The organism is Algoriphagus sp. oki45 (genome assembly GCF_036245605.1).
Classification (GTDB): domain Bacteria; phylum Bacteroidota; class Bacteroidia; order Cytophagales; family Cyclobacteriaceae; genus Algoriphagus.
This window is the reverse complement of record NZ_BTPC01000001.1, coordinates 183,168-205,236: the sequence shown is the minus strand read 5'-3', so window position 1 is coordinate 205,236 and position 22,069 is coordinate 183,168. Positions and strand designations below refer to the sequence as shown.

Annotated in this window: 21 protein-coding genes; 14 read left to right on the top strand and 7 right to left on the bottom strand. The window is 42.7% G+C overall.

Annotated features, from left to right (window positions below):
- The first annotated feature begins 20 nt into the window (after window positions 1-20).
- The 4 genes from AAA942_RS00875 (at window position 21) to AAA942_RS00860 (ending at window position 3,540) form a co-directional block, all read left to right on the top strand.
- Window positions 21-986, top strand: a complete 966-nt coding sequence (locus AAA942_RS00875) for a VWA domain-containing protein (RefSeq protein ID WP_338218334.1) — start codon at window positions 21-23, stop codon at window positions 984-986.
- Entirely contained in the window at window positions 986-1,630 is a 645-nt protein-coding gene (locus AAA942_RS00870; protein WP_338218333.1) for a hypothetical protein, read from the top strand. Before AAA942_RS00875 ends, AAA942_RS00870 begins: the two co-directional genes overlap by 1 nt.
- Entirely contained in the window at window positions 1,620-2,228 is a 609-nt protein-coding gene (locus tag AAA942_RS00865; RefSeq protein WP_338218332.1) for a hypothetical protein, read from the top strand. Before AAA942_RS00870 ends, AAA942_RS00865 begins: the two co-directional genes overlap by 11 nt.
- A gap of 130 nt (window positions 2,229-2,358) precedes the next feature.
- Window positions 2,359-3,540: an acetyl-CoA C-acyltransferase gene (locus AAA942_RS00860; protein ID WP_338218331.1), complete on the top strand. Its 1,182-nt coding sequence runs from the start codon at window positions 2,359-2,361 to the stop codon at window positions 3,538-3,540.
- A 50-nt stretch (window positions 3,541-3,590) separates the two neighbouring features.
- Here AAA942_RS00860 and AAA942_RS00855 read toward each other — a convergent pair whose 3' ends face one another.
- Entirely contained in the window at window positions 3,591-4,595 is a 1,005-nt protein-coding gene (locus tag AAA942_RS00855; protein WP_338218330.1) for an FAD:protein FMN transferase, read from the bottom strand.
- 100 nt (window positions 4,596-4,695) lie between these two features.
- On the opposite strand from AAA942_RS00855, the gene AAA942_RS00850 reads away from it, so the two are divergent.
- The 5 genes from AAA942_RS00850 to AAA942_RS00830 are packed head-to-tail and all read left to right on the top strand — an operon-like array spanning window position 4,696 to window position 8,906.
- On the top strand, window positions 4,696-5,802 hold the full coding sequence (locus tag AAA942_RS00850) for a toxin-antitoxin system YwqK family antitoxin (RefSeq protein ID WP_338218329.1): 1,107 nt from the start codon (window positions 4,696-4,698) through the stop codon (window positions 5,800-5,802).
- Between the two features lie 59 nt (window positions 5,803-5,861).
- Window positions 5,862-6,803: a phosphoribosylaminoimidazolesuccinocarboxamide synthase gene (locus AAA942_RS00845; protein ID WP_338218328.1), complete on the top strand. Its 942-nt coding sequence runs from the start codon at window positions 5,862-5,864 to the stop codon at window positions 6,801-6,803.
- Window positions 6,804-6,815: 12 nt separating this feature from the next.
- On the top strand, window positions 6,816-7,193 hold the full coding sequence (locus AAA942_RS00840; RefSeq protein WP_338218327.1) for an STAS domain-containing protein: 378 nt from the start codon (window positions 6,816-6,818) through the stop codon (window positions 7,191-7,193).
- Window positions 7,190-8,128, top strand: coding sequence for a ribonuclease Z (locus AAA942_RS00835; RefSeq protein WP_338218326.1), 939 nt, complete (start codon window positions 7,190-7,192; stop codon window positions 8,126-8,128). Before AAA942_RS00840 ends, AAA942_RS00835 begins: the two co-directional genes overlap by 4 nt.
- Window positions 8,115-8,906, top strand: a complete 792-nt coding sequence (locus AAA942_RS00830; protein ID WP_338218325.1) for a queuosine precursor transporter — start codon at window positions 8,115-8,117, stop codon at window positions 8,904-8,906. The genes AAA942_RS00835 and AAA942_RS00830 overlap by 14 nt, the downstream gene beginning before the upstream one ends.
- A gap of 387 nt (window positions 8,907-9,293) precedes the next feature.
- Here AAA942_RS00830 and AAA942_RS00825 read toward each other — a convergent pair whose 3' ends face one another.
- The 3 genes from AAA942_RS00825 to gyrB form a co-directional block, all read right to left on the bottom strand.
- Window positions 9,294-10,187, bottom strand: a complete 894-nt coding sequence (locus AAA942_RS00825) for a DUF3078 domain-containing protein (RefSeq protein ID WP_338218324.1) — start codon at window positions 10,185-10,187, stop codon at window positions 9,294-9,296.
- 236 nt (window positions 10,188-10,423) lie between these two features.
- Complete coding sequence (gene ppk1 / locus AAA942_RS00820) at window positions 10,424-12,550, bottom strand: polyphosphate kinase 1 (protein WP_338218323.1); 2,127 nt, start codon at window positions 12,548-12,550, stop codon at window positions 10,424-10,426.
- A 91-nt stretch (window positions 12,551-12,641) separates the two neighbouring features.
- Window positions 12,642-14,600 carry a DNA topoisomerase (ATP-hydrolyzing) subunit B gene (gene gyrB, locus AAA942_RS00815; RefSeq protein WP_338218322.1) on the bottom strand — a complete coding sequence of 653 codons (1,959 nt, stop codon included), beginning with the start codon at window positions 14,598-14,600 and terminating at the stop codon, window positions 12,642-12,644.
- Between the two features lie 354 nt (window positions 14,601-14,954).
- Here gyrB and AAA942_RS00810 point away from each other — a divergent pair, with 354 nt between their 5' ends.
- The 3 genes from AAA942_RS00810 to AAA942_RS00800 all read left to right on the top strand — a co-directional run bounded on the left by AAA942_RS00810 (window position 14,955) and on the right by AAA942_RS00800 (window position 17,853).
- Window positions 14,955-15,704, top strand: coding sequence for a bacteriorhodopsin (locus AAA942_RS00810; protein WP_338218321.1), 750 nt, complete (start codon window positions 14,955-14,957; stop codon window positions 15,702-15,704).
- A gap of 135 nt (window positions 15,705-15,839) precedes the next feature.
- Window positions 15,840-16,982, top strand: coding sequence for a lycopene cyclase family protein (locus tag AAA942_RS00805; protein ID WP_338218320.1), 1,143 nt, complete (start codon window positions 15,840-15,842; stop codon window positions 16,980-16,982).
- Window positions 16,969-17,853 carry a Brp/Blh family beta-carotene 15,15'-dioxygenase gene (locus AAA942_RS00800; protein ID WP_338218319.1) on the top strand — a complete coding sequence of 295 codons (885 nt, stop codon included), beginning with the start codon at window positions 16,969-16,971 and terminating at the stop codon, window positions 17,851-17,853. Before AAA942_RS00805 ends, AAA942_RS00800 begins: the two co-directional genes overlap by 14 nt.
- Here AAA942_RS00800 and AAA942_RS00795 read toward each other — a convergent pair.
- From AAA942_RS00795 to AAA942_RS00785, 3 genes are all read right to left on the bottom strand, one after another.
- Entirely contained in the window at window positions 17,834-18,220 is a 387-nt protein-coding gene (locus tag AAA942_RS00795; protein ID WP_338218318.1) for a CoA-binding protein, read from the bottom strand. The two genes, AAA942_RS00800 and AAA942_RS00795, sit on opposite strands and share 20 nt — an antisense overlap.
- On the bottom strand, window positions 18,201-19,166 hold the full coding sequence (locus AAA942_RS00790; protein WP_338218317.1) for a GNAT family N-acetyltransferase: 966 nt from the start codon (window positions 19,164-19,166) through the stop codon (window positions 18,201-18,203). Before AAA942_RS00790 ends, AAA942_RS00795 begins: the two co-directional genes overlap by 20 nt.
- Before the next feature lie 108 nt (window positions 19,167-19,274).
- Window positions 19,275-20,108 (bottom strand): 1-acyl-sn-glycerol-3-phosphate acyltransferase, encoded by an 834-nt coding sequence (locus tag AAA942_RS00785; protein ID WP_338218316.1) that lies wholly within the window; start codon window positions 20,106-20,108, stop codon window positions 19,275-19,277.
- A 161-nt stretch (window positions 20,109-20,269) separates the two neighbouring features.
- On the opposite strand from AAA942_RS00785, the gene AAA942_RS00780 reads away from it, so the two are divergent.
- A complete protein-coding gene (locus tag AAA942_RS00780) occupies window positions 20,270-21,106 on the top strand; it encodes an SDR family NAD(P)-dependent oxidoreductase (RefSeq protein WP_338218315.1) in 837 nt (278 codons plus the stop codon).
- Window positions 21,107-21,161: 55 nt separating this feature from the next.
- A complete protein-coding gene (locus tag AAA942_RS00775; protein WP_338220018.1) occupies window positions 21,162-22,058 on the top strand; it encodes a class I SAM-dependent methyltransferase in 897 nt (298 codons plus the stop codon).
- The last annotated feature ends 11 nt before the right edge of the window (window positions 22,059-22,069 follow it).

Sequence of the window (22,069 nt, the reverse complement as noted above, 5' to 3'; positions counted from 1 at the left end):
TTATTTCCTAATTTCAGGCCATGATTTGGGCATATCCTGACATCAAACTTATTCTTCTCTTCTCGGGCGTTTTTGCCCTGTTGTACTTTTTTTACATCACCCGCTACTGGATCATCAACCGACGGCTGAAGGTCCAGAAACAGCGGCTGTTTACCAAACTGACTCTTCGGACCTTATATTTCGTTTTGTTTTTGATTGCTTTTGCGGGTCCATCGATTGGCAATTCATTCAAAGAAATACAGGAGGAAGGCAAAGATATTTTTATCGCTGTGGACCTTTCCCAATCCATGGTTGCCACGGATATCCTTCCCAACAGACTTTCCAGGATTCAGTTTGAATTGAAAGAATTGCTGAAGTCTTTTCCATCTGATCGAATCGGCTTGATTATTTTCAGCACAGAAGCGTTTATGCAGCTGCCGCTCACTTATGATCAGGCCGTTCTGAATCTTTACATTGACGGACTGAATATTGGCTTGGTCCCCAATCTAGGAACAGACCTGACCACACCGCTTAAGATGGCTTTGGATAAATTTGAGAAAGACGAAAGCCAGGAAGTAAAGTCCAAAGCAGTAATTCTCATATCTGATGGAGAGCATTTTGGAGATGACTTGGACGAAGTGGCAGACCAAATGCAGGAAAATGGCATTCGGGTATTCTCTCTTGGGGTAGGTTCTGAAAAGGGCGGAGAAATGCCCAGAGGAAATGGATTGGTCATGGACCCCAATACGGGTCAGCCTGCCCTGACTCAACTCAACAGGGACCCTCTTCAATATCTGGCATCTGAGACTGGTGGAGAATACTTTGAAATTTCTGACCAGGCCAAAGAAATGGGAGGGCTTATATCCGCACTCAGCAATATGAAAGGCGGAGTATCCAACACACGAATGGTAGAAACCAGCTCCAATAAGTATTTCTATTTCCTCTTGGCAGCGTTGGCTTTGGCCTTGGTAGATATGATATTACCCGTAAAGACCATCAAATTATGATGAGCTGGAGCAAAAGTACCATAGCCCTTCTTTTGATCATTCCTGCGTCCTGGACTCAGGTCAGCAGACAAAATGAGGCCATAGAAAAAGCGGAAAAAAGCTATGCCGAAGCTCGATACGAGGAGTCTATTGCAGACCATATGGTCCTATTGAATGAATTCGCCATCACTTCTCCTTATCTGGATTTTAATTTGGGACTGAGTCATCACCATGCGAATCAGCCTGATGAAGCGGCAAGTTTTTATGATAAAACTACAGTATCAACTGATAAGAAACTTTCCTCCTTTGCCTTCAATCAAGGAGGCATCCTGATGGGAAATAAAAAGGAATATCAGGCGGCTTTGAGCAAATTTCAATCTGCCCTGATCAAAGATCCTACCAACGATGAGGCCAGATATAATTATGAACTCCTGGCCAGATGGCTGCAACGTGACGAAGAAAGAAAACAGCAGGAAAACAACAGACCAGAGCCATCGGAGTTTGCCAAAAGAAAAAAAGCAGAAGCTGACCGAATGGTGGAACAATTCCGCTTCGCTGAGGCTTTAAAAGTTATGGAAGATGCGCTCGCACAAGACGAAACAGTAGCAGCTTATCAGGATTTCATCACCAATCTAAAGGAGGTAGTAGAGATCAATGAGAAATAAAATTTTAATCCTTTCTTTTCTCTTTTTCCTTGGATCAGCTTGGACTGTCCAAGCTCAGTCTGCGGGGGATTATTTTAACAGGGCAGCCAGATCTTATGTGAAAACCCAAAAAGATCAAGCCTTGGAAACCGTGAATGACGGATTGACCAAATATCCCGACGATGCCAAACTGAAGGCTCTGAAGGAAAAACTGGAAAAAGAACAAGAGCAAGAACAGCAGCAAAATCCTCAGGATCAGCAGCAGCAAAACCAGCAGAACCAAAGTCAGCAAAGCGAAGGAGAGCAGGGACAGAATAACTCCCAAGAAAAAGAAGGAGAGCAAACCGACGAAGACAAAGCCAAAGAGGGACAGCAGGGAGAAGACCCTTCCCAACAGTCGGATCAACAGGGTGAAAACAGCAACGACCAAATGGATGCTAACCTTGCCGATCGTCAGCAAAAAATGGAAGAAATGAGAGAAAAACTCAAGGCTTTGAATCTAACGCCAGAACAGGCCAAACAAATTCTGGAATCACTCAATGCTGCAGAACTGAGATACATTCAACAAAATAAGAAAAGGCCAACTCAAAGACCGAACAGAGGGCTTCCGGATTGGTAAAATAAGTCAGATGTCCGATGCCAGTTGTCCGATGATTAGTCGAGCAGTGAATTCAGGATAAGATCCTTATTTAGATTATTCACCAGATATTTAGCATCCAACTTCAAAAATCAACTAAACCCAAATAAACATGAGTAAAGAAGTATATATCGTATCAGCCGTCCGTACACCCTTGGGAAGCTTTGGAGGAAAACTCTCCGGGTTGACTGCGGTCGAGCTTGGAAGTACTGCCATTAAAGGAGCACTTGCCAAATCCGGAGTTGCTGCAGACCAAGTACAGGAAGTATTCATGGGCAATGTGATTTCTGCCAATCTCGGACAAGCTCCGGCTCGTCAAGCAGCCATCGGAGCAGGAATAGGATACCAAGTACCTTGTACCACTATCAATAAAGTCTGTGCTTCCGGGATGAAAGCAGTCATGTTTGCTGCTCAGTCTATTATGCTTGGAATCAATGACGTGGTAGTGGCCGGAGGAATGGAAAGCATGTCCAATGTGCCTTTTTATGTTCCAAAGGCAAGATTTGGTTATAAATATGGAAATGCAGAACTGGTGGATGGACTGGTGAAAGATGGACTTTTCGAAGTCTACTACAAGTTCCCAATGGGCAATTGCGCAGACAATACTGCAAAAGAAATGAACATCTCCCGAGAAGATCAGGATGCTTACGCTATCCAATCCTATCAGCGTGCGGCTGGCGCTTGGGCCAAAGGCATGTTCAAGGATGAAGTGGTTCCGGTAGAATTGATCGGAAGAAAAGGAGAAACGATCCTAATCGATGAAGATGAGGAGTATAAGAATGTGATGTTTGATAAAATCCCTACACTTCGTCCGGTATTTGACAAAAACGGAACCGTGACCGCTGCCAATGCCTCCACCATGAATGATGGGGCTTCTGCCTTGGTATTGGTAAGTAAGGAAAAAGCGGAAGAGTTGGGATTAAAGCCTTTGGCAAAAATCCGCGGATTTGCTGATGCTGCAACCGATCCGTTGTGGTTTACCACAGCGCCTGCATTGGCCATACCAAAAGCCTTGAAGCATGCTGGCGTATCTTCCGACGAGGTCTCTTACTACGAAATAAATGAGGCTTTCTCAGCAGTTGCTTTGGCCAATCAGCGCGAACTTAAGCTAGACCTTGACCGAATCAATGTGTTTGGAGGAGCTGTTTCTCTAGGCCATCCTCTAGGAGCATCCGGTGCCAGAATCATTGCTACCTTAAACTCTGTCCTGCATCAAAAATCCGGTGAAATCGGAGTAGCAGGAATTTGCAACGGAGGTGGTGGAGCCTCTGCATTGGTAATCGAGAAGATGTAATTGAAATAAAATACCACGAAAAAAGCAGGCCTAAAACCTGCTTTTTTTATTTACTCAGCCGCCAATGGTTTGGGGAAGCCAGAAGTGAAAAGCAATTCGAGCTTTTCCTTTCCTCCCAAAACGAACATGGCTTCTACCCCCTGAAGTCTTTCGGCTAATTCCATTCCTTTTTCCGGTCCCATGGACATCAATGCTGTAGCCAATCCATCAGCCAAAGTAGCAGAAGGAGCTAATACAGATACAGAAACCAAATTATGGCTTACAGGAAATCCGGTTTTGGGATCCAAAATATGAGATCGACGATTGCCTTGCTCGTCAATGTAAAACTTCCTATAGTTACCCGAACTGCTCAGAGATCTTTGATCCATCATCACTTTGGTCAGCATACTGCTTGTGACTCCCATCTCTGCCTGAACAGGGTCTTCTACACCTACGGTCCACTCTGTTCCACGGGAATTAAGTCCTCTGGCTCTCATTTCTCCTCCAATTTCGACCATGTAATCAGCGATTTGGTTTTTCTCCACCACTTCTACCAGTTGATCGATGGCATAGCCCTCTCCTATCCCTGTAATGTCCAACTGCACCCCTTCTTTAGCTGCAAAAATGCCTGAATCGCTTTGGATGATTTTTTCCTCAAATCCTACCAAATCCAAAAGACCAAGCACCTTGAGGGAATCCATCTGTTCTCGCTTATCAAAAGAAAAACCCCAGGCTTTGATCAAAGGATAAAGAGTAGGTTCAAAATATCCATTAGTCAAATCGTGAATTCGATAGGCTGAATCCATCATTGCCAAAAAGGTCGGTGAAGGATTTTTGAGTTGACCGGTATTATTAAAATCAGATACTTCAGACTCCTGAATGTATGAGTTGGAAGCTGAATTGATTTGATCAAAAACTGCATCAAATTGAGGTTGAAGATCCTCTCCACCGTCTTTGACCTGGATTCGATAGTAAGTTCCAAAAATTTCCCCTTCATATACCTTGTATTTCACCTCCTCCTTGCAGGAAGTTAACATCAACATACCTCCTAAACACAGCCCGACAAATCTTTTCATATTTTTAATTTTACGGATCAAAAATAGATAATTTGCCCCTTTGGGCTGTTAACTTTCCGAGAACTTCCCTTCGAACCTCCCGATTTATTTGCCTATTTCCATGATTATCCGCTTTTCCCATCGTATCCTTTTCCTCCTTTTTACTCTTGGTCTTAGTTTTTCCTCTTCGGTTTTGGCTCAAGACACCATTAGGACCTTTTACGATGAGGAGAATCTTCGGGTAAAGGAAATATTGACTAAAATCAATGGAAAAGCCCAAGGTCAAGTGAGGCTTTTTGATCCCGAGGGCAACTTGATTTTGATTGGATTTCTGAAGGATGACAAAAAAAACGGCTTTTTCTATGATTTGGATCCGGAAACCGGAGATACACTTCGGGGGGTGGAATTTGTCAACAATCTCAGACAAGGGCCAAGCAAGAGCTTTTTTCCAAATGGTCAAATCAGCCAAGAATCCAATTTTGTCAACAACCAATTGGAAGGGCTGGTCACTACCTATTATGAAAATGGAAAAATCAAAGACCAGACTACTTTCAAAGCCAACAAGCCTAACGGGGAGTCTATTTCCTACTTTGAAAATGGTCAAATCCAGACCAAAGCCAACTTCCTTTCAGGTCAGTATGAAGGTGACTACAAAGAATACAACGAGGAGGGCCAACTGATCTATGAAGCTCAATACAGCAAAGGGATACTGAATGGACCTGAAATCACCTATTTCGACGACGGAAGCATCAAGTCTAGGCGGAATTTTTCTAACGGTGTCTTGGATGGACAATATCTCCTCTACTACCCCACTGGACAAATTGAAAGAAAAGGAACCTATAAAAAAGGGAATCCTGAAGGTGAACTTATGGAGTATTTCCAAGATGGTTCGATACGAATGCAATCCTCCTATTCCAAAGGTATTCCCACCCAACCCATCGTCTATTTTCATGAAAATGGAGCCGTGAGGCAGCGGGTATTTTTCAATGCTTCAGGTCAAAAAATCCGAGAACAGAATTATTTCCCAAATGGAGAACTTCAATCTTTCTATTCCTACATCAATGATTTACTAGATGGAGAGGTAAAAGTCTTTTATGAAAATGGCAATCTGAAAGAATTAAGAACCTATTCCAAAGGAAGGCTTAATGGCCCAAGAGAAGAATATGATTCAGAGGGTCAGTTGCTTGTTTCAGAATTGTACGAAAATGGAAACATTATCAAGAAATAAATCCAAACAGGAAGGTAAGGGAAAAAGGCTTTTCCTATTTTTGCCAAAACCCAATTCGAATGAGCCAAGCGATCAAAGAAACCCACTTTAATTTTCCCGGACAGGTAGGATTTTACAAAGGAAAAGTAAGAGATGTTTACATGTTTGACCAAGAATTGGTGGTGGTAGCCTCAGACCGGATTTCAGCATTTGACGTAGTACTTCCCAAGGCCATTCCTTTTAAAGGTCAAGTTTTGAACCAAATTGCTGCAAATTTCCTAAAAGCTACGGCGGATATTGTCCCTAATTGGGTGACTTCCATTCCGGATCCCAATGTCACAATCGGAAAGAAATGTGAGCCATTTAAGGTTGAAATGGTCATACGCGGCTATTTGGCAGGTCATGCCGCACGGGAATACAAGGCCGGGAGACGCATGGTTTGCGGAGTACCTCTTCCCGAGGGATTGAAAGAAAATGACCGCTTACCTGAGCCCATCATCACCCCGACGACCAAAGCTGCCGAGGGACACGATGAGGATATTTCTAGAGAGGATATCCTCGCACAGGGAATAGTCAGCGAAGCGGATTATGTCATTTTGGAGAAATATACCCGGGCACTATTTAAACGAGGACAGGAAATGGCCCATGAAAAAGGGCTTATTCTTGTTGACACCAAGTATGAATTCGGAAAGTTTGGTGATCAAATACTTCTGATCGATGAGATTCATACCCCCGACTCTTCCCGATATTTCTACGCGGATGGATACGAGGTAAATCTGGAACAAGGCCTGCCTCAAAAGCAGCTTTCCAAGGAGTTTGTCAGACAATGGCTCATCTCCAATGGATTTCAGGGAAAAGAAGGCCAACGAGTACCTGAAATGACCGATGAAATTTTAGAAAGCATTTCCGATCGCTATATTGAGCTCTTTGAAAAAATCACCGGGCAGGCATTTGTCAAGGCTGATACCGGCCAAATCGAAAATAGAATAGAAAAAGCAATCTTGGCCCATTTAGGCCAATAAAACCAACTCACAATGAAATACACCATTGATAAAAAAGAACAATACGTGGTCTTCACTCCTATCGAGGAAAAGATCGACTCTTTACTTGCTCCAAAGTTGAAATCAGAGCTGCTGACTATTCATGCAGAAGGATACTCCAATATCGTTCTTGATCTGAGCAATGTAAAATATGTAGACTCCAGTGGACTGAGTGCATTATTGGTTGGAGATAGAGAGTTTGGAAGAAATGGCGGGATTTTCATCATTTCCGGAGTTCAAGAGCACGTGATGAAGCTCCTCAAAATTTCCATGCTGGACAAAAAGCTGAATTTGGTCAGCTCTCTGGAAGAAGCCGGAGAGGCCATTTTCATGCATGAAATCGAAGGAGGGGAAGAAGAGGAGGAAGCTTGATCCCTGATTTTGAAATAACCATTCTGGGAAACACCTCTTCCATTCCAGTCCATGGAAGGAATCACACTGCCCAAGTCGTAAGATTTGGGCAGGAGTTTTTAATGCTGGATTGTGGAGAAGGAACACAAATTCAACTCAGAAAATTTAAAATCAAAAGCTCCCGGATTACCAATATTTTTATCTCCCATCTCCACGGCGACCATTATCTCGGACTGGTAGGATTGCTTTCCAGCTACCAGCTGTCCAAAAGAAAAAAACCGCTGAGGGTCTTTGGCCCCAAAGGTCTGGATGAAATCATTACCACCCATTTTCGCTGGAGCAATACACAGATTGATTACCCTCTTGAATTTGTAGAAACCCGAACAGATGGAATGCATCTCTTGCTGGATCATCCAAGGTTCGAAGTTTTCAGCTTTCCTTTGGTACATCGGCTTCCGACCACCGGATTTTTAATCCGGGAAAAAGAGGGAATGAGAAATTTGATCAAAGAAAAGCTTCAGGAAAGGAGAATCCCCTTACAGGCCATCCATGAAATCCGTCAAGGAAGGGATTTTACTGACACCAATGGGGAGCAATACAAAGTAAAGGATTATGCCCATCCCCTACCTCCTCTCCGAAGCTATGCCTTTTGCTCAGATACGCGATTTGAACCGGGACTGTCACAATTCATAGCCGGAGCGGACCTTCTGTACCATGAATCCACATTTACAGAAGCTGATGCCAAACGAGCATTGGAAACCTTCCACAGTACAGGAAAACAAGCGGCAGAAATAGCTCGGATTTCCGGAGCAAAAAGTCTCCTTTTGGGTCATTTTTCTTCCAGATATGGTAATTTGGACGAAATATTGGCAGAGGCAAAAACCATTTTCCCTAGTTCGGTCTTAAGTAGAGAAGGTGATACTTATCCTATAAAGCCATTTTATGAGCAAGATTGACGAAAGCAAAAAGACCAATCTCTTTATCATACTCGGAAGCATCTTCCTTACCAATGCTATTCTGGCAGAAATCATCGGGGTAAAGATCTTTTCAGGGGAAAAAACCTTGGGGTATGATCCGGTAAACTGGAGCTTTTTTGGAGAATATGTTCTTGACTTCAATCTGACTGCCGGAGCTGTTATTTGGCCGATTGTATTTATTACCACTGATATCATCAATGAATATTTTGGAAAAAAAGGCGTCCGCAAAATCAGCTTTCTGACTGCAGCCCTAATCGCTTACGTTTTTGTCATCATCAGTTTGGTGACCGTGCTGGTACCTGCGGATTTTTGGATAGAAGTCAATTCCCAAACCCCAACAGGAGAATCTTTCGACATCAATTATGCCTTCAATACGATATTTCGTCAGGGATTGGGGATCATTATCGGTTCCCTAACTGCTTTTTTACTGGGTCAATTAGTGGATGTTTTTGTCTTTCACAGATTACGTGCCGTCACAGGAGCTAACATGATTTGGCTGAGAGCTACCGGTTCCACCTTGGTTTCACAGTTTTTCGATTCCTTTGTGGTGTTGGGTATTGCATTTTATGTTTTCGGAAATTGGAGTTTGAGCCAAATCATTGCAGTAGGGCTGATCAATTATGTGTACAAATTCACTGTGGCAATCCTTTTAACTCCCCTTCTCTATCTGGGACACGGATTGATCGATCGGTATTTGGGAAAAGAGCTGGCTCACAAAATGGCAGAAGATGCCACGGCTGACCGTTCCTTTTTTTAATTCTCACCAAGTCGCCTCCGTCAATTAAGGCTAAAACCTTCAAGGGTAAAGAAAAGGCTGGATTCTGGAATAAAAAACCCTGTTTTTGCAATCAAGGACCAGCTTGGGTCTGGGCTTGGGTAGGCAAAAGATAATTATCAACCCCTATAAGTATCAGACCGATTTAGCCATGGAATTAATTGAATTTTATCGTAAAAAGAGAATTTCATTCAATCCAAAAAATCTTGAAATAATCCAGTTTTTTATTTATTGGACAATAAAAAAGCAGGAGAACTTCCCCTGCCCTTTATTTGAAAACTAAACCAACTATTATTTAACTACCACAATGAATTCAAAAATAATACAATTCTAAAGAAATCAAAATCCCAAATAAAAATTTGTTAAAGATTATTTTTTCTCTGGGAAATTACCCCTTTTGAAGGCTAAGCCAATTGCAAGTCCTTGGCTAAATTGTACTTTTTCGTCCTGATCGATATCGTAGATAGTAAGCGTGGTAAGGCTGACATTAATTGCTTCAGAAATTTTGGCTACCACACCGGCATCCAATCGATGATCGATCGTATCAAATGCGAAGGTCTCAAGGTTGGCATACATCTGATAGCGCATCAGAAGTGAAAATCGGTCACTAAACTTTTTATTCCATTCTGCAAAGAGATTGAAGGCTAGCCATTCCTGTCTTACTGTCTCTCCAATCTCAACCCCATAATTTTCCGGTACAGCCAAATAAAGATTGGTATCTGTCACGAAAGTAAAGCGTGGCGCAAATGGAGAAAGTCTGAGAACAAACTCATCATTGGGCTTGTACTCCGCTCCAAAACCGGTGGTCAAATAAGCGGGATTAGCCCATTTTGAAATGAGGGTTCGAGGCTCGGTATTGAAATCATAGCCTGGAGCAAACTGGCTCAAAAAATTCAAACCGAAATAAATGTTCCATTTGGGAGCGATTTTATAGCCCAATTTTGAGTCCAAATAGATCCGGTCATTTGCTTTTCGACCATCTTCTCCGTCATTTTTCACCACTCCATATAGTAGGTCCAAGGTATTGTCCCAAGACCATTTCCCTTTGGCATAATTGGCACGACCGAGAAGATAGACGTTGAAAGCGATGGAATTTACACCTCCTCCTTTCCAGTTGCCGCTAAAAGAGGCTTGATTAAGATTTAATCCACCGGCAATTTCCTTAAGCCAAAGAGTATCTTTCGCTACTGTCGCAGTATCAGTCTGTGCAATTGCTGCTTGAAAAAGCATTCCAAAGGCGATCAGAGTAAAGAGTTTTTTCATTTTTTAGAAATTAAAATATTCGCAAATAAATTTAAATAATTTACAAAATTAATTTTTTCCATGATTCTGATGCCCAAACATCATGAGGGCTTTTATCCATTTCCTGATTTTTTCCATTCGTTTTTTGGAAAAAGACCATTTGAAACTTTCACTTTTCAAAACTATCAGGCTTTCGAGTAAAAAATAAAACCCATGATTAACATGGGTTTTGGTTTTATCTGATGCTGATTTCAGGATTATCCCTCGACTAATCTAACCTCCATCACTTCCTCAGCGGTGATCTCAAAGAATCGCTTATGAATATTAAATTCTTCTTCTCCTTGCTGAGGAGCTTTGGCCACATAGCTGGCGTCTTCCTGCATCACATAAGCATTCGAATTATCCAGCAAGTTGTAGCGAAGTATGTTCATCAGCTGCTTTTCCAATAGCGGGGACTCTACTTTAAAGAGGGATTCTAGACGCTTATCAAAGCTTCGCACCATCATATCTGCACTTCCTGAATAGGTCCTTGTCTGCCCGTTGTTGTGGAAATGATATATTCTGCTGTGCTCCAGAAAATCCCCCACTAAAGAAATGACCTCAATATTTTCACTCAATCCCGGTCTTCCCGGTCTCAGGCAGCAGATCCCCCTCACGATCAATTTGATGGTGACACCAGACTGAGACGCCCTATAGAGTGCATAGATAATTTCCGAATCCTCAAGGGAATTGACTTTGATGAAAATCCCGCTGGGAAGCCCATTTCGGGCATTTTCAGCTTCCTGCTCGATAAACTCAATCAACTGGTTGCGCATATCCCGAGGAGCCGTAATCAGATTCCTGTAATTGCTCGGCACAGAATGCCCTGTGATGACATTGAAGAACTCGGAGACATCATTGGCCAAAATCTCATTGGTAGTCAATAAACCAATATCCGTATATAGCCTGGCCGTATCCTCGTTATAATTACCTGATCCCAAGTGAACAAAGCGAGTAATCTCTGAAGCATCCTTTTTGACAATCAAGAGCAGCTTGGTGTGAGTTTTCAGATTGGATATCCCATAGATCACAAAACACCCGGCTTTTTGAAGCCTTTTCGCCTCCCGGATATTGTTTTCCTCGTCAAATCTCGCTTTCACTTCGAATAGCACAGACACGTGCTTCCCATTTTCAGCTGCTTTGAGCAAAGCTTTGGTAATGCGGCTTTCTTTGGCCAAACGATAAATCGTCATTTTGATAGCCATCACATCCGGGTCTTCAGCTGCAGTCTCTATCAAGTCCAAAATAGGCTCGATGTTATTGTAAGGATGATGCAGAAGAATGTCTTTTTCTTTCAACGTATCAAAAATATCCGCTCTTCCCTCTTCAGGATAGGAAATAGGATTAACTGGCTCGGGAATTTGAGGAAGTCGGTCTCTGAAGCGCTTGTTTCCAACAATCTGCCATAGCCCGGTGAAGTCAATCATACTTTCTCTTTTGACCAGAAATACGGAGTTTTTGCCTAAGCTCCATCTTTCCAAAAGAGAATTGAGCATCCATTTGGAATATCCCTCTTCGATTTCGATCCGAACTACCCTGCCTGTTTTCCGCTCCATGAGCTTTCGCTTCACCTCTTCCAAAAAGTTGGCGTCCATGTCCTCACTCTCCTCCAAAGTAAAGTCACCGTTTCGGGTGATCCGGAACAAGCTGATGGATTCAATGTCCACGTTTCGAAACAGAGAAATTATGTTTTCACGAATCACCTCCTCTATTGGAATCAATAACAGATTATTTTCCTGTTCGATCTCAAAGAATCTGGGGATATTTGCCGGAATCTGAACAAAGCTCATTTTACGCATGTCTTTGCGCTCTCCCGGGCTGGTAGTCACTACTCCAAAAACCAGCAGTTTATTCATCAGGATTGGAAAAGTCCGATATCCATCATACACCATGGGAGTAAGCATGGGATAGATGGCTTTCATGAAGTACTCCCGTACTTTATCCCGATTTTCCTCACTCAATTTTTTAACATTAATCAAAGAAATCCCTTCTTTCGCCATTTCTGGCAGGATGACTTGGGTAAAATGCTGATGTTGATCGAGGTGGAAATTTTGACATGCATCCATCAGCTTCTCCTTGAAAGGCTCCTCTCTCAATCCAGAATAATCCACTCTCTGCTTGTCATAATCCAGATAATTGTAGAGAGATCCTACGCGAATCATAAAAAACTCATCCAAATTAGACGCCGTAATGGCCAAAAACTTGAGTTTTTCAAAAATGGTACGGTGCGTTTTTTTTGACTGATCAAGAACCCGGTCATTGAATTTCACCCAACTGAGGTCTCGGCTTACCAGATCACTTTTTTGGATCGTGGATTCGTATCTATCGGCTATCGTGGATCGCATGATTCTGAACTATTTCTAAGTCAATTTTTAAATTTCCTTGGATAAAAGAGAATAAAAAATCAAAAAAGGGAGCCAAAAAAGCTCCCTTTTATTAGGTGTCTATTTTGGCATATTTAGCATTTCGCTCGATAAATTCCCTTCGAGGTGCCACTTCATCTCCCATCAGCATGCTGAAGAGATGGTCAGCCTCAGCGGCTGAGTCAATGGTCACTTGCTTGATAGTCCTGACACTGGGGTCCATGGTCGTAGTCCAGAGTTGTTCCGGATTCATTTCTCCAAGACCTTTATAGCGCTGAATGGCGACGCTGTCTTCCTTTCCGTCTTTGGCCATGTCGGCAGTCAATAGCTTTCGTTCCTCTTCTGTCCAGCAGTAGCGCTCATCTTTGCCCCGCTTGAGCAAATAAAGCGGAGGTAGGGCAATGTAGACATAGCCATTTTCTATAAGTGAGCGCATATAGCGGAAGAAAAGCGTCAGGATCAAAGTTCGGATGTGAGAACCGTCAATATCGGCATCCGTCATGATGATGATCTTATGGTATCTCAATCCCGAAAGATCCAATTCCTTGTCATCATTCACCGTTCCAAACTTCACGCCCAAAGCAGTGAGGATATTTTTAATCTCCTCATTGTCATAAATCTTGTGCTCATGCGCCTTCTCTACGTTGAGGATTTTACCTTTCAAAGGCAAGATCGCCTGAAATTCCCGGTCTCTTCCCTGCTTGGCAGATCCACCAGCTGAGTCCCCTTCGACCAGATACAATTCGCAGACTGTGGGATCAGAATTGGCACAGTCTGCCAACTTACCCGGCAGACCTCCTCCTCCAAGAACATTTTTCCGCTGCACCATTTCCCGTGCCTTACGGGCAGCATGTCTTGCCTGTGCAGCCAAAATGACCTTTCCAACGATGATTTTAGCCTCACGAGGATGCTCTTCCAGCCAGCTTTGAAGTACCTCCGATACGGCAGAATCCACAAAACCAACTACATCTGAGTTACCCAGCTTGGTCTTGGTTTGCCCTTCAAACTGAGGCTCAGCCACTTTCACAGAAATGACCGCAGTCAAACCTTCTCGGAAATCGTCTCCGGAAACTTCGATCTTTACTTTTTCCAGCATGCCCGATTTGTCCGCATAGGCTTTTAAGGTTCGGGTCAAAGCCCTTCTAAAGCCTGTCACGTGAGTACCTCCCTCATAGGTATTGATGGTGTTCACATAGGAAACCACATTTTCGCTGTAGGAGCTATTGTAGTTCATAGCTACTTGCACTGGGACTTCCTGATTAAGGGACTCAATGTAGATGGGAGATTCAATGATTTTTTCTTTGGTCTCGTCCAAATACTGAACAAACTCCACCAATCCCCCTTCGGAATAAAACTCATTTGACTTTGGACTTCCATCCTCTTCCAATTCACGGAAATCCTTCAGAAAAATCCGGATTCCGGCATTGAGATAAGCCATTTCCCTCAGACGGTTGGCAATCGTCTCGTATTTGTATTCAGTGACCGTGAAGATCGACGCATCCGGTTTGAAGTGGATGATCGTTCCTCTTTTATCCGTATTTCCAATTTGTCTGGCAGCATACTTTGGAATTCCTATGCTGAATTCCTGCTCCGTGATCACTCCATTTCGATGGACCGTAGCTTTGAGGTAGGTAGAAAGTGCATTCACACAGGAAACCCCGACACCGTGAAGACCTCCTGAAACTTTGTACGTGTCTTTGTCAAACTTTCCACCGGCATGCAATACCGTCAATACCACTTCCAATGCAGACTTCTTCTCCTTTGGGTGCATATCGGTAGGGATACCCCGACCATTATCCTCAACAGTGATGGAATTGTCTTTATTGACAGTAACATGGATTGTGTCGCAATGTCCTGCAAGGGCTTCATCGATTGAATTGTCAACTACTTCCCATATCAGATGGTGAAGACCTTTGATCCCTACATCACCGATATACATCGCCGGTCTCTTTCTTACTGCCTCAAGGCCTTCCAATACCTGGATATTCCCAGCGCCGTATTCCGCCGGGTTCTTTGCTTTTTCGTCACTCATATTTTTTGGAGAAAACCCTTCAAAATGGGGCTAAAAAGGTGATTTTTTCTGTTTTGATAGATGTTGCAAGTTAGTCAAAAAAAGTGACCTGAACCACATTTTTTTAATCCTCAAAAGCAGATTTACCCAATTTCAAAAACAAAGATATTTGCCAAATTTTATTTCGTTTTGTTTTGTTTAACAAAAATTTTTTTCAAGAAGTTAATCATCTAGTTGACGCCATACATCATTGATTTTCAGCTATTCATTTATTTCTGTTTAATCTTTAAAATTTTTTGTTAAACAAATTTTATTCCTCTGGCATTTCATAGCTGAATATCAAACCATTTCTATCACCAATAAAACCAAATTACCATGAAATTAACCCTACTCGCGGATTTAGTGGGACTAGACCGCATCATTAACTCAGACCCAGTGGCCATAACCTTCTTTATCGGTTACATGGCCATGTTTGCTTCGGCCGTTTTCTTCTTTGTAGAAAGAGGTTCGGTAGACGGAAAGTGGAAACTTTCTCTTTTGGTATCCGGACTGATTACCGGTATTGCTGCCGTACACTACTATTACATGAGAGACTTCTATCTGCAGACCGGTTCTAGCCCGACAGCGTTCCGATATGTAGACTGGACTCTGACTGTTCCGCTGATGTGCGTTGAGTTTTACCTCCTTACCAAGCCATTTGGTGCCAAAGGTGGAACACTCTTTAAGCTCATCGTAGCTTCCCTGCTGATGTTGGTGACAGGGTATATCGGTGAAACTTCCGGAATCGACAACAACATTATGTGGGGGGTAATCTCCACGATCGGCTATCTCTATATCGTGTATGAAGTATTTGCAGGAGACGTAGCCAAGTTGGCCAAAGATTCCAACAGCCCTGCTTTGGGAAGAGCTATGTTCCTTTTGAAAATCTTCATCACTCTGGGATGGTCAATTTATCCAATCGGATACATGGTGTTACCAGGCAATTTGTTGTCAGGCGCATTTGAGGTAAGCTCAATCGACCTGTTTTACAACTTGGCCGATGCCATCAACAAAATCGGTTTCGGTTTGGTGATCTATTCTGTTGCCGTATCAGAATCTGGCAAAGGCAAAGCTGCCACTGCGTAATTCTCATCCCTGAGGCTGTCTTTAGGTCCTTTCACCTTCAGAATTCAGGAAAGTAAAATCAGATTGATTCAATCATTCTGTTGATTTCTGGGACTGAAACCAAGGGCCAAAGGACAGCCTCCTTTTCCCCCAACTATGACCCATTATGACTACATATTTGCCGGTGGAGGATGCGCTGCTTTCAGTTTAATCCATTACTTGACCAAAAGCAGCCTTAAGTCCAAAAACATATTGGTGATTGATCCTCAAGGCAGGTCTTATCCTTCCAAAACTTGGTGTTATTGGGCCGAAAAACCTTTGGAAATTCACCCACCCAACCAGCTGGTGCAGTGGAATCAACTTTCTTTTGGAAGAGGAAAAGAAAAAACACTTCTCAAACTTAAAAATTTAACCTATTACCATATTCAGGCCAGTGATTTTTTTGAAAATCTCCGTCTTTACTTTGACCAATTACCCAATATTCAATTTTCAGAAAGCCAGGTAGAAACCTGTCAAACCTCCTCATCGGGCTTTGAGATCATCACAGAAAAGGGCGAAAAATTCACCTGTGACTATTTATTCGATTCCCGCTTGGATACCCAAATATTCCAAGACGGAAAAAAAATACTTAAGCAGCAGTTTGTTGGATGGAAAATCAAACTGGACCAATCCTTTTTTGATGCTGAATCAGTTACGTGGATGGATATCATACCTTCTGAAAATGGAAATTTTTCCTTCGGATATATCCTGCCCTACGATGCCAAACATGCTCTAGTGGAATTCACTTGCTATTCAGAAGAGGAAATTCCTTATTCCCTTTTGGAAGAAAAGCTAAAAAATTACTTAAGCGATCAGCTGGATAGAATTTCCTACAATATCTATTTCGAAGAAAAAGGAAGAATTCCCATGAGTACACAATTCAAAATGAATTCTCCCCATCCCAGATGGATCAATTTGGGTACGCGGGCAGGATGGTCTCGCCCCTCCACAGGATTTACATTCCAGTTCATTCAGGAATACTGCCAACAATTGGTCTCCGAATTGGAATCATCAGGAACTCCTACTCTAAAGAAAATGCCAAGCAGGCACTATTTCTATGACAATATTCTGCTCAACATCGTGAAAAAATGGCCCAAGCAACTGGACCGCTTATTTGTCAATCTTTTCACCAGCAATTCTCCTGATCATGTACTCCGTTTTCTTCAAGCGAAAACCGGGATTTGGGAAGAGATTTCTATTCTGAGCAAGGTTCAGTTTTATCCATTTCTCAAAAGTCTTTGGCACTATGAAAAGCACTGAACACCTGCTGAAAGCCCTGGGAGTTGGGATTTGCGTACTGTTTGCCTTAATCCCTGAAAATCCTATGGGTTTGGAACTGACCGTAGCGGGAATAATTTTGATTATTTTGGGAATACCTCACGGGGCAATCGACCACCTGACTTCAGAGCCAAATACTACCAAAAAAGGAATGCTTGTTTTCCTAATCCGATATTTGGGGATGATTGGGATCTATCTGATGCTGTGGGTCTTTTTCCCGGTATTTTCCCTGGCCTTCTTTCTCCTTTTTTCTTCCTACCACTTCGGACAATCCCATTTTTTCGAACTCAAATCCCACTCTCTTTTATCTAGATTGCTATTTGTATCGAGGGGAGCTTTTTTTATCTCGGTGATCTTGTTTGGTGACTTGCCCATGACTCGGACCATTCTCGATCCACTTTTGGATTTGGGAGGGGTTTCTCCTTATTCCTACTGGATCATTTTTGGTCTTTTATTTCTTTCTCTATTGCTGGAAGGAATTGAATCTCGCAAAATCAAATCCTCCACTTGGATTGATTTGGTTGTCTTGGCTCCTCTGCTCTACTTTACCCCCTTATTGATCAGCTTTATCGTGTATTTCGGCTTTTGGCATGCTTTTCCAAGCATGAAACTGGAATATTCTTTTTTAAAAAAATTCCCTCAATACAATTCTCTGAAAAAATTCACTTGGCAGCTCTTGCCCTTCTCTTTGATTAGCCTTTTTGGAATTGCGCTGATGATTTATTTTGGCCAAAACTTTTTGGAATCCAATGAGCTGTTATTACTCTTCTTTATTCTGATTTCCCTGATTTCTTTTCCCCATGTGATCTACATGGATCGATTTGTCAGATGGTTCAAAACTGACCCGTACTGAGCATAACGAGGTTGCAGGCCGGCAAAACTTCGATTCCGGCATCTTTGGCTTTTCTGAAAAACACAGGATTTTCAGTTCCTGGATTGAAAATAATCCTTCTTGGCTTGAGGCCAATGAGGTAGTCGATCCATTCCTCTTGATTTGCCGGGCCGATATAAAGAGTGATGGTGTGGATCCCCTCGAAGGATGGTTTTTCCCTCAGATCTACAATATCCCGACCGAAGACCTTTCCTTTTTTGATCCCAATAGGAATGAAGTCCATTCCTCTTTCCTCAAACATACTTGCCGCCAAAAATGCATATCGGGAGGGATTGTCAGTAGCACCGACAATCAGCGTTTTCTTCTTCTCAGACTTGACGACTTCCATAGATTCGATCCCGCTCAAATGTATCCATGTGCCGATGTTTTTTACTTTCATAGATATCGGCCAAGGTGATCATGATCCCCGTTTCCTCCACTTCTCCAAACTCATCATTCAGAGCAGTGCCAAAAGTCTTCATCGTGGGTGACAGATTCATATAGGTATTGATCAAAGGAGGAATATTCTCTCCCAAAGCTCTGATTCTACCGTTTAGCAACTTGTACCCTTCCTTATATTCCAGTCCTTCGAAAGGATTGGGATGGGATAAAATATCCGTTTCGTAGCTTAATCTGATTTTCTCCTTTGGAATCACAAGGTGATCATGATCAGGAAAATAATGATTCATAAATAAGAGGAGCAAGTCTCTTCCTTCCCGGTTGTAATGCGGATACATTGTGACTTTTCCAAAGAGGTATTTGACATCGGGATTGAGCAAAACCACCGCACCAAGTCCATCCCAAAGATTGTCCAGACTGAATATTCCTTTTCTGTTGTCCAGACTTGGCTGGTATTTGGGCTGTACAAATGACCGACCCAATTCTAAAGTTTGAGGAATGTAATCCTGAATAAACTTGTCAGAAAAATCAAACAGATGTGTGGTAGAGAGATTGAGCGAACCGTCTTCCTGAATGGCATTTTTACACTTGATCAGCCGGTAGCCTGCCACTATTTCCTCATCCTCGGGATTCCAGGTGATCAACTGATCATAGCACTTCTCACAGGTGTCATTTTCGTCCAGATCCAACTCCATACCCGTGCCTCCACCGGCAGATCGAAAGGTCAATTCTCTCAGCCTGCCGATTTCCCGGACTGTATAGGGGGAATTGTGATAATTGACCAAATAGACCAGATTGTCCCCGTTATTGGTATATCTCAAAAACCTTTCCTCCGAAAGCTCCTTCCTTAACAAAGCACGATCCACAGGGGGAATGATTTCTGATTCTTTTTTCATCTGATGTTCCAATACTTATTAATTCTATCTCTGTCCAGACTTATCGAAATAAACATTTTTTGAAGGCTTCTAACCTTTATTGGAGAAAAGAATTCTCTTTTTCAATTTTTAGAAACTTCTCTGACCTTTGAGTTCTCCTAGCTGATAAACCTTTTCCTTTATTTCATCAGCCCATTTTCCGTCATTTTTTTCTTGGGTAAGCGATTCGACAGGAATCGGAGCTCCCACTGTAATCTTCACTTCCTTTCCCCGCTGATTATACATCTCATCCACCAGCCAAAACATCTCCACATTGGCTTTGACTCCCAGTTTTTTTCGCCAGTTGGCAAGATTGTAAAAAAACTCAGAATTCCTTCCTTGTATAAAACAAGGTACAATATCCAAGCTGTATTTTTTTGCTTTGGTCACAAAGCTCTTTTTCCATTGCAAATCCCGGATCTGTCCATTCTGCTTTCTGGAGACCAATCCTGCAGGAAAAATCAGCACGGCATGTCCTTGTGAATAAGCTTCCTCGATTTTCAGATTGGCTTCTTTGGAGTTTTTCCCATGCTTATTTACAGGGACAAAAATAGGTTCGAAATTATCGAAGGTCATCAGCAAATCATTGACTAAGAAGCGGATTTCGGGACGGATTCTACCCACAGCATGAATTAGTGCGATCCCATCCAAGCCCCCGAGAGGATGATTGGCTGCCAATATCACCCCACCCGATTGAGGAATATGCTCAGCACCCAATAGCTCCACATTCACCCCAAACTCTTCGATCAGGGCATCAGCAAAATCCAGTCCTTTCAGATGGTGGATTTTTTCCATTATTCCGTTCATCCATTGCTCATGAGTGACCCTTTTGATGTACCTGAGCAAAAAGCCAGGCATCCATTTCAGCAGCTTGGGGTTTTTCGACCCAATGGCTTTCTCGATGTCAATGTATTTTTTGGTCATGGAGTAAAATGAACTGGCAATAATCAATTGGGGAAAATGTTTCCCTAAAATTGACCCAAAACTACAAAAATTTACCCCTTCCCTGAATCCAAGTCAAGTGTCAATTCCTAGAGCATTGAAAACCAAGGGGCTGATTTTTGAGTAGTGTAAAAAAAAAGAACATGAATCTTGTCCTTACTGGCAGTACCTCCGGGATCGGGTGGGAAACCCTGAAAGCACTCTTACCTCATTTTAAACAGGTTTTTTTACCGGTAAGAAATCCGGATAAAGCAAAAACAATGATCAATTCTTTAGCCGAAAAACAAAAGATCCAATTAATCTCCATGGATCTGAGCTCGATGCAATCGGTCAAAGAAGGCGCAAAACTCATCCTGAAATCCAGCGATCAAATTGATCTTCTGATCAACAATGCTGGAGGAATGTATCCCGGAGGCAAGCTTACAGAAGAGAAGCTCGATTTAACTTTTGCAACCAATCATCTTGGCCATTTCTTATTGACCATGGAACTGCTCCCTGCACTGAAAAAAGGAAAGGCAAAAATCATCAATGTCAGTTCCGAGGCTCATCGCATTGCTACTTCCCTCAATGAGGATTGGGGGTTGAAAAATGCAGGAAACACGATCAATGCCTACGGAAAGGTAAAGCTGTACAATATCCTGTTTACCAAAGAACTTAAAAGCAGATTTGATCAAGAAGGGATTCAAGCCTATGCTCTTCACCCAGGAGCCGTAAAGACGGCCTTTGGCTCAGAGACGTCATTGATCGCCAAGGCCATCATCCGGGCTACCCAACTCTTCTTCATCAGCCCAAAAGCAGGAGCTCAAACCAGTATTTACCTGGCTTTAACACCAAAAGAAAAACTTAAAACCGGCGGATACTACGATAAGAAAAAGCAGAAAACCCCTTCAAGAGTGGCCTTGGACCCTAAGGCAGCTCAGGAGCTTTGGAATTATAGCCTCAAAGAGCTCCATAAATTAGTGGATGTCTCTACCCAGTAATCACTACGCTGAAGTAAGAATTGCTGCTTGGACGATAATCCCTATTTTTGCTCCGATGAAAGAGACTATCCTGTCCCTCTGCCCAGGTCCCTGGGAAGACTACGAACTGATCGATACCGGAGGTTTTGAAAAGCTGGAACGCTTTGGGCGATTTATCCTCAGTAGGCCGGAACCGCAGGCCATTTGGGACAAAAGCCTTTCGGAGGCTGAATGGAAAAAACTGGCCCATGCCCATTTTGCCAAGGAAAAAAACAATCCTGAGAAAGGTCACTGGCAACAGCTGAAATCTATGCCACACAATTGGCAAATTCAATATGCCAATTCAGATGGGCTCAAAATGAAGCTCAACTTGGCCCAGACCTCCTTCAAGCATATCGGCCTCTTCCCGGAGCAAGCTGTAAACTGGGACTATTTGTACCAAAAAGTAAAAGCCTTTCCCGGGAAAAATCCAAAAGTGCTGAACCTCTTCGGATACACTGGAGCTGCAAGTGTGGCCTGTAGAGCTGCCGGTGCTGAAGTGTCTCATCTGGATTCGGTGAAGCAAGTCGTCACTTGGACCAAGCACAACATGGAGTCTTCAGGGCTGGACGGAATCCGATGGATCGTAGATGATGCCATGAAATTCATCAAAAGAGAAGAGCGAAGAGGCAACCGATATCAGGGAATCATCCTCGACCCTCCAGCCTACGGTAGAGGTCCTGACGGGGAAAAGTGGATTTTGGAAGAGCAAATCAACGAGATGCTGAAGACCTGCAGAGCGATTTTGGATCCCAAGGATCATTTTCTTTTGCTCAATATGTATTCCTTGAGCTTTTCTTCCCTTATCGCGGCAAATTTGATCCAGTCCAATTTTGGAAAGGTGAAAAACGCAGAACATGGAGAACTATATCTGGAAGAAAAGCAGGGTAAAAAGCTCCCATTGGGCATTTTTTACCGGTTTTCCAGTTATTGATCGGGGGGATT

What these genes read in the sequence shown, in the direction of transcription:
- AAA942_RS00840 (WP_338218327.1), top strand. Translation starts at nt 6,816, where the DNA reads ATGAAATACACCATTGATAAAAAAGAACAATACGTGGTCTTCACTCCT.
- AAA942_RS00830 (WP_338218325.1), top strand. Translation starts at nt 8,115, where the DNA reads ATGAGCAAGATTGACGAAAGCAAAAAGACCAATCTCTTTATCATACTC.
- AAA942_RS00795 (WP_338218318.1), bottom strand. Translation starts at nt 18,220, where the DNA reads ATGGAAGTCGTCAAGTCTGAGAAGAAGAAAACGCTGATTGTCGGTGCT.
- AAA942_RS00780 (WP_338218315.1), top strand. Translation starts at nt 20,270, where the DNA reads ATGAATCTTGTCCTTACTGGCAGTACCTCCGGGATCGGGTGGGAAACC.
- AAA942_RS00825 (WP_338218324.1), bottom strand. Translation starts at nt 10,187, where the DNA reads ATGAAAAAACTCTTTACTCTGATCGCCTTTGGAATGCTTTTTCAAGCA.
- AAA942_RS00775 (WP_338220018.1), top strand. Translation starts at nt 21,162, where the DNA reads ATGAAAGAGACTATCCTGTCCCTCTGCCCAGGTCCCTGGGAAGACTAC.
- AAA942_RS00785 (WP_338218316.1), bottom strand. Translation starts at nt 20,108, where the DNA reads ATGACCAAAAAATACATTGACATCGAGAAAGCCATTGGGTCGAAAAAC.
- AAA942_RS00805 (WP_338218320.1), top strand. Translation starts at nt 15,840, where the DNA reads ATGACCCATTATGACTACATATTTGCCGGTGGAGGATGCGCTGCTTTC.
- AAA942_RS00790 (WP_338218317.1), bottom strand. Translation starts at nt 19,166, where the DNA reads ATGAAAAAAGAATCAGAAATCATTCCCCCTGTGGATCGTGCTTTGTTA.
- AAA942_RS00810 (WP_338218321.1), top strand. Translation starts at nt 14,955, where the DNA reads ATGAAATTAACCCTACTCGCGGATTTAGTGGGACTAGACCGCATCATT.
- ppk1 (WP_338218323.1), bottom strand. Translation starts at nt 12,550, where the DNA reads ATGCGATCCACGATAGCCGATAGATACGAATCCACGATCCAAAAAAGT.
- AAA942_RS00845 (WP_338218328.1), top strand. Translation starts at nt 5,862, where the DNA reads ATGAGCCAAGCGATCAAAGAAACCCACTTTAATTTTCCCGGACAGGTA.
- AAA942_RS00865 (WP_338218332.1), top strand. Translation starts at nt 1,620, where the DNA reads ATGAGAAATAAAATTTTAATCCTTTCTTTTCTCTTTTTCCTTGGATCA.
- AAA942_RS00875 (WP_338218334.1), top strand. Translation starts at nt 21, where the DNA reads ATGATTTGGGCATATCCTGACATCAAACTTATTCTTCTCTTCTCGGGC.
- AAA942_RS00860 (WP_338218331.1), top strand. Translation starts at nt 2,359, where the DNA reads ATGAGTAAAGAAGTATATATCGTATCAGCCGTCCGTACACCCTTGGGA.
- AAA942_RS00855 (WP_338218330.1), bottom strand. Translation starts at nt 4,595, where the DNA reads ATGAAAAGATTTGTCGGGCTGTGTTTAGGAGGTATGTTGATGTTAACT.
- AAA942_RS00870 (WP_338218333.1), top strand. Translation starts at nt 986, where the DNA reads ATGAGCTGGAGCAAAAGTACCATAGCCCTTCTTTTGATCATTCCTGCG.
- gyrB (WP_338218322.1), bottom strand. Translation starts at nt 14,600, where the DNA reads ATGAGTGACGAAAAAGCAAAGAACCCGGCGGAATACGGCGCTGGGAAT.
- AAA942_RS00850 (WP_338218329.1), top strand. Translation starts at nt 4,696, where the DNA reads ATGATTATCCGCTTTTCCCATCGTATCCTTTTCCTCCTTTTTACTCTT.
- AAA942_RS00800 (WP_338218319.1), top strand. Translation starts at nt 16,969, where the DNA reads ATGAAAAGCACTGAACACCTGCTGAAAGCCCTGGGAGTTGGGATTTGC.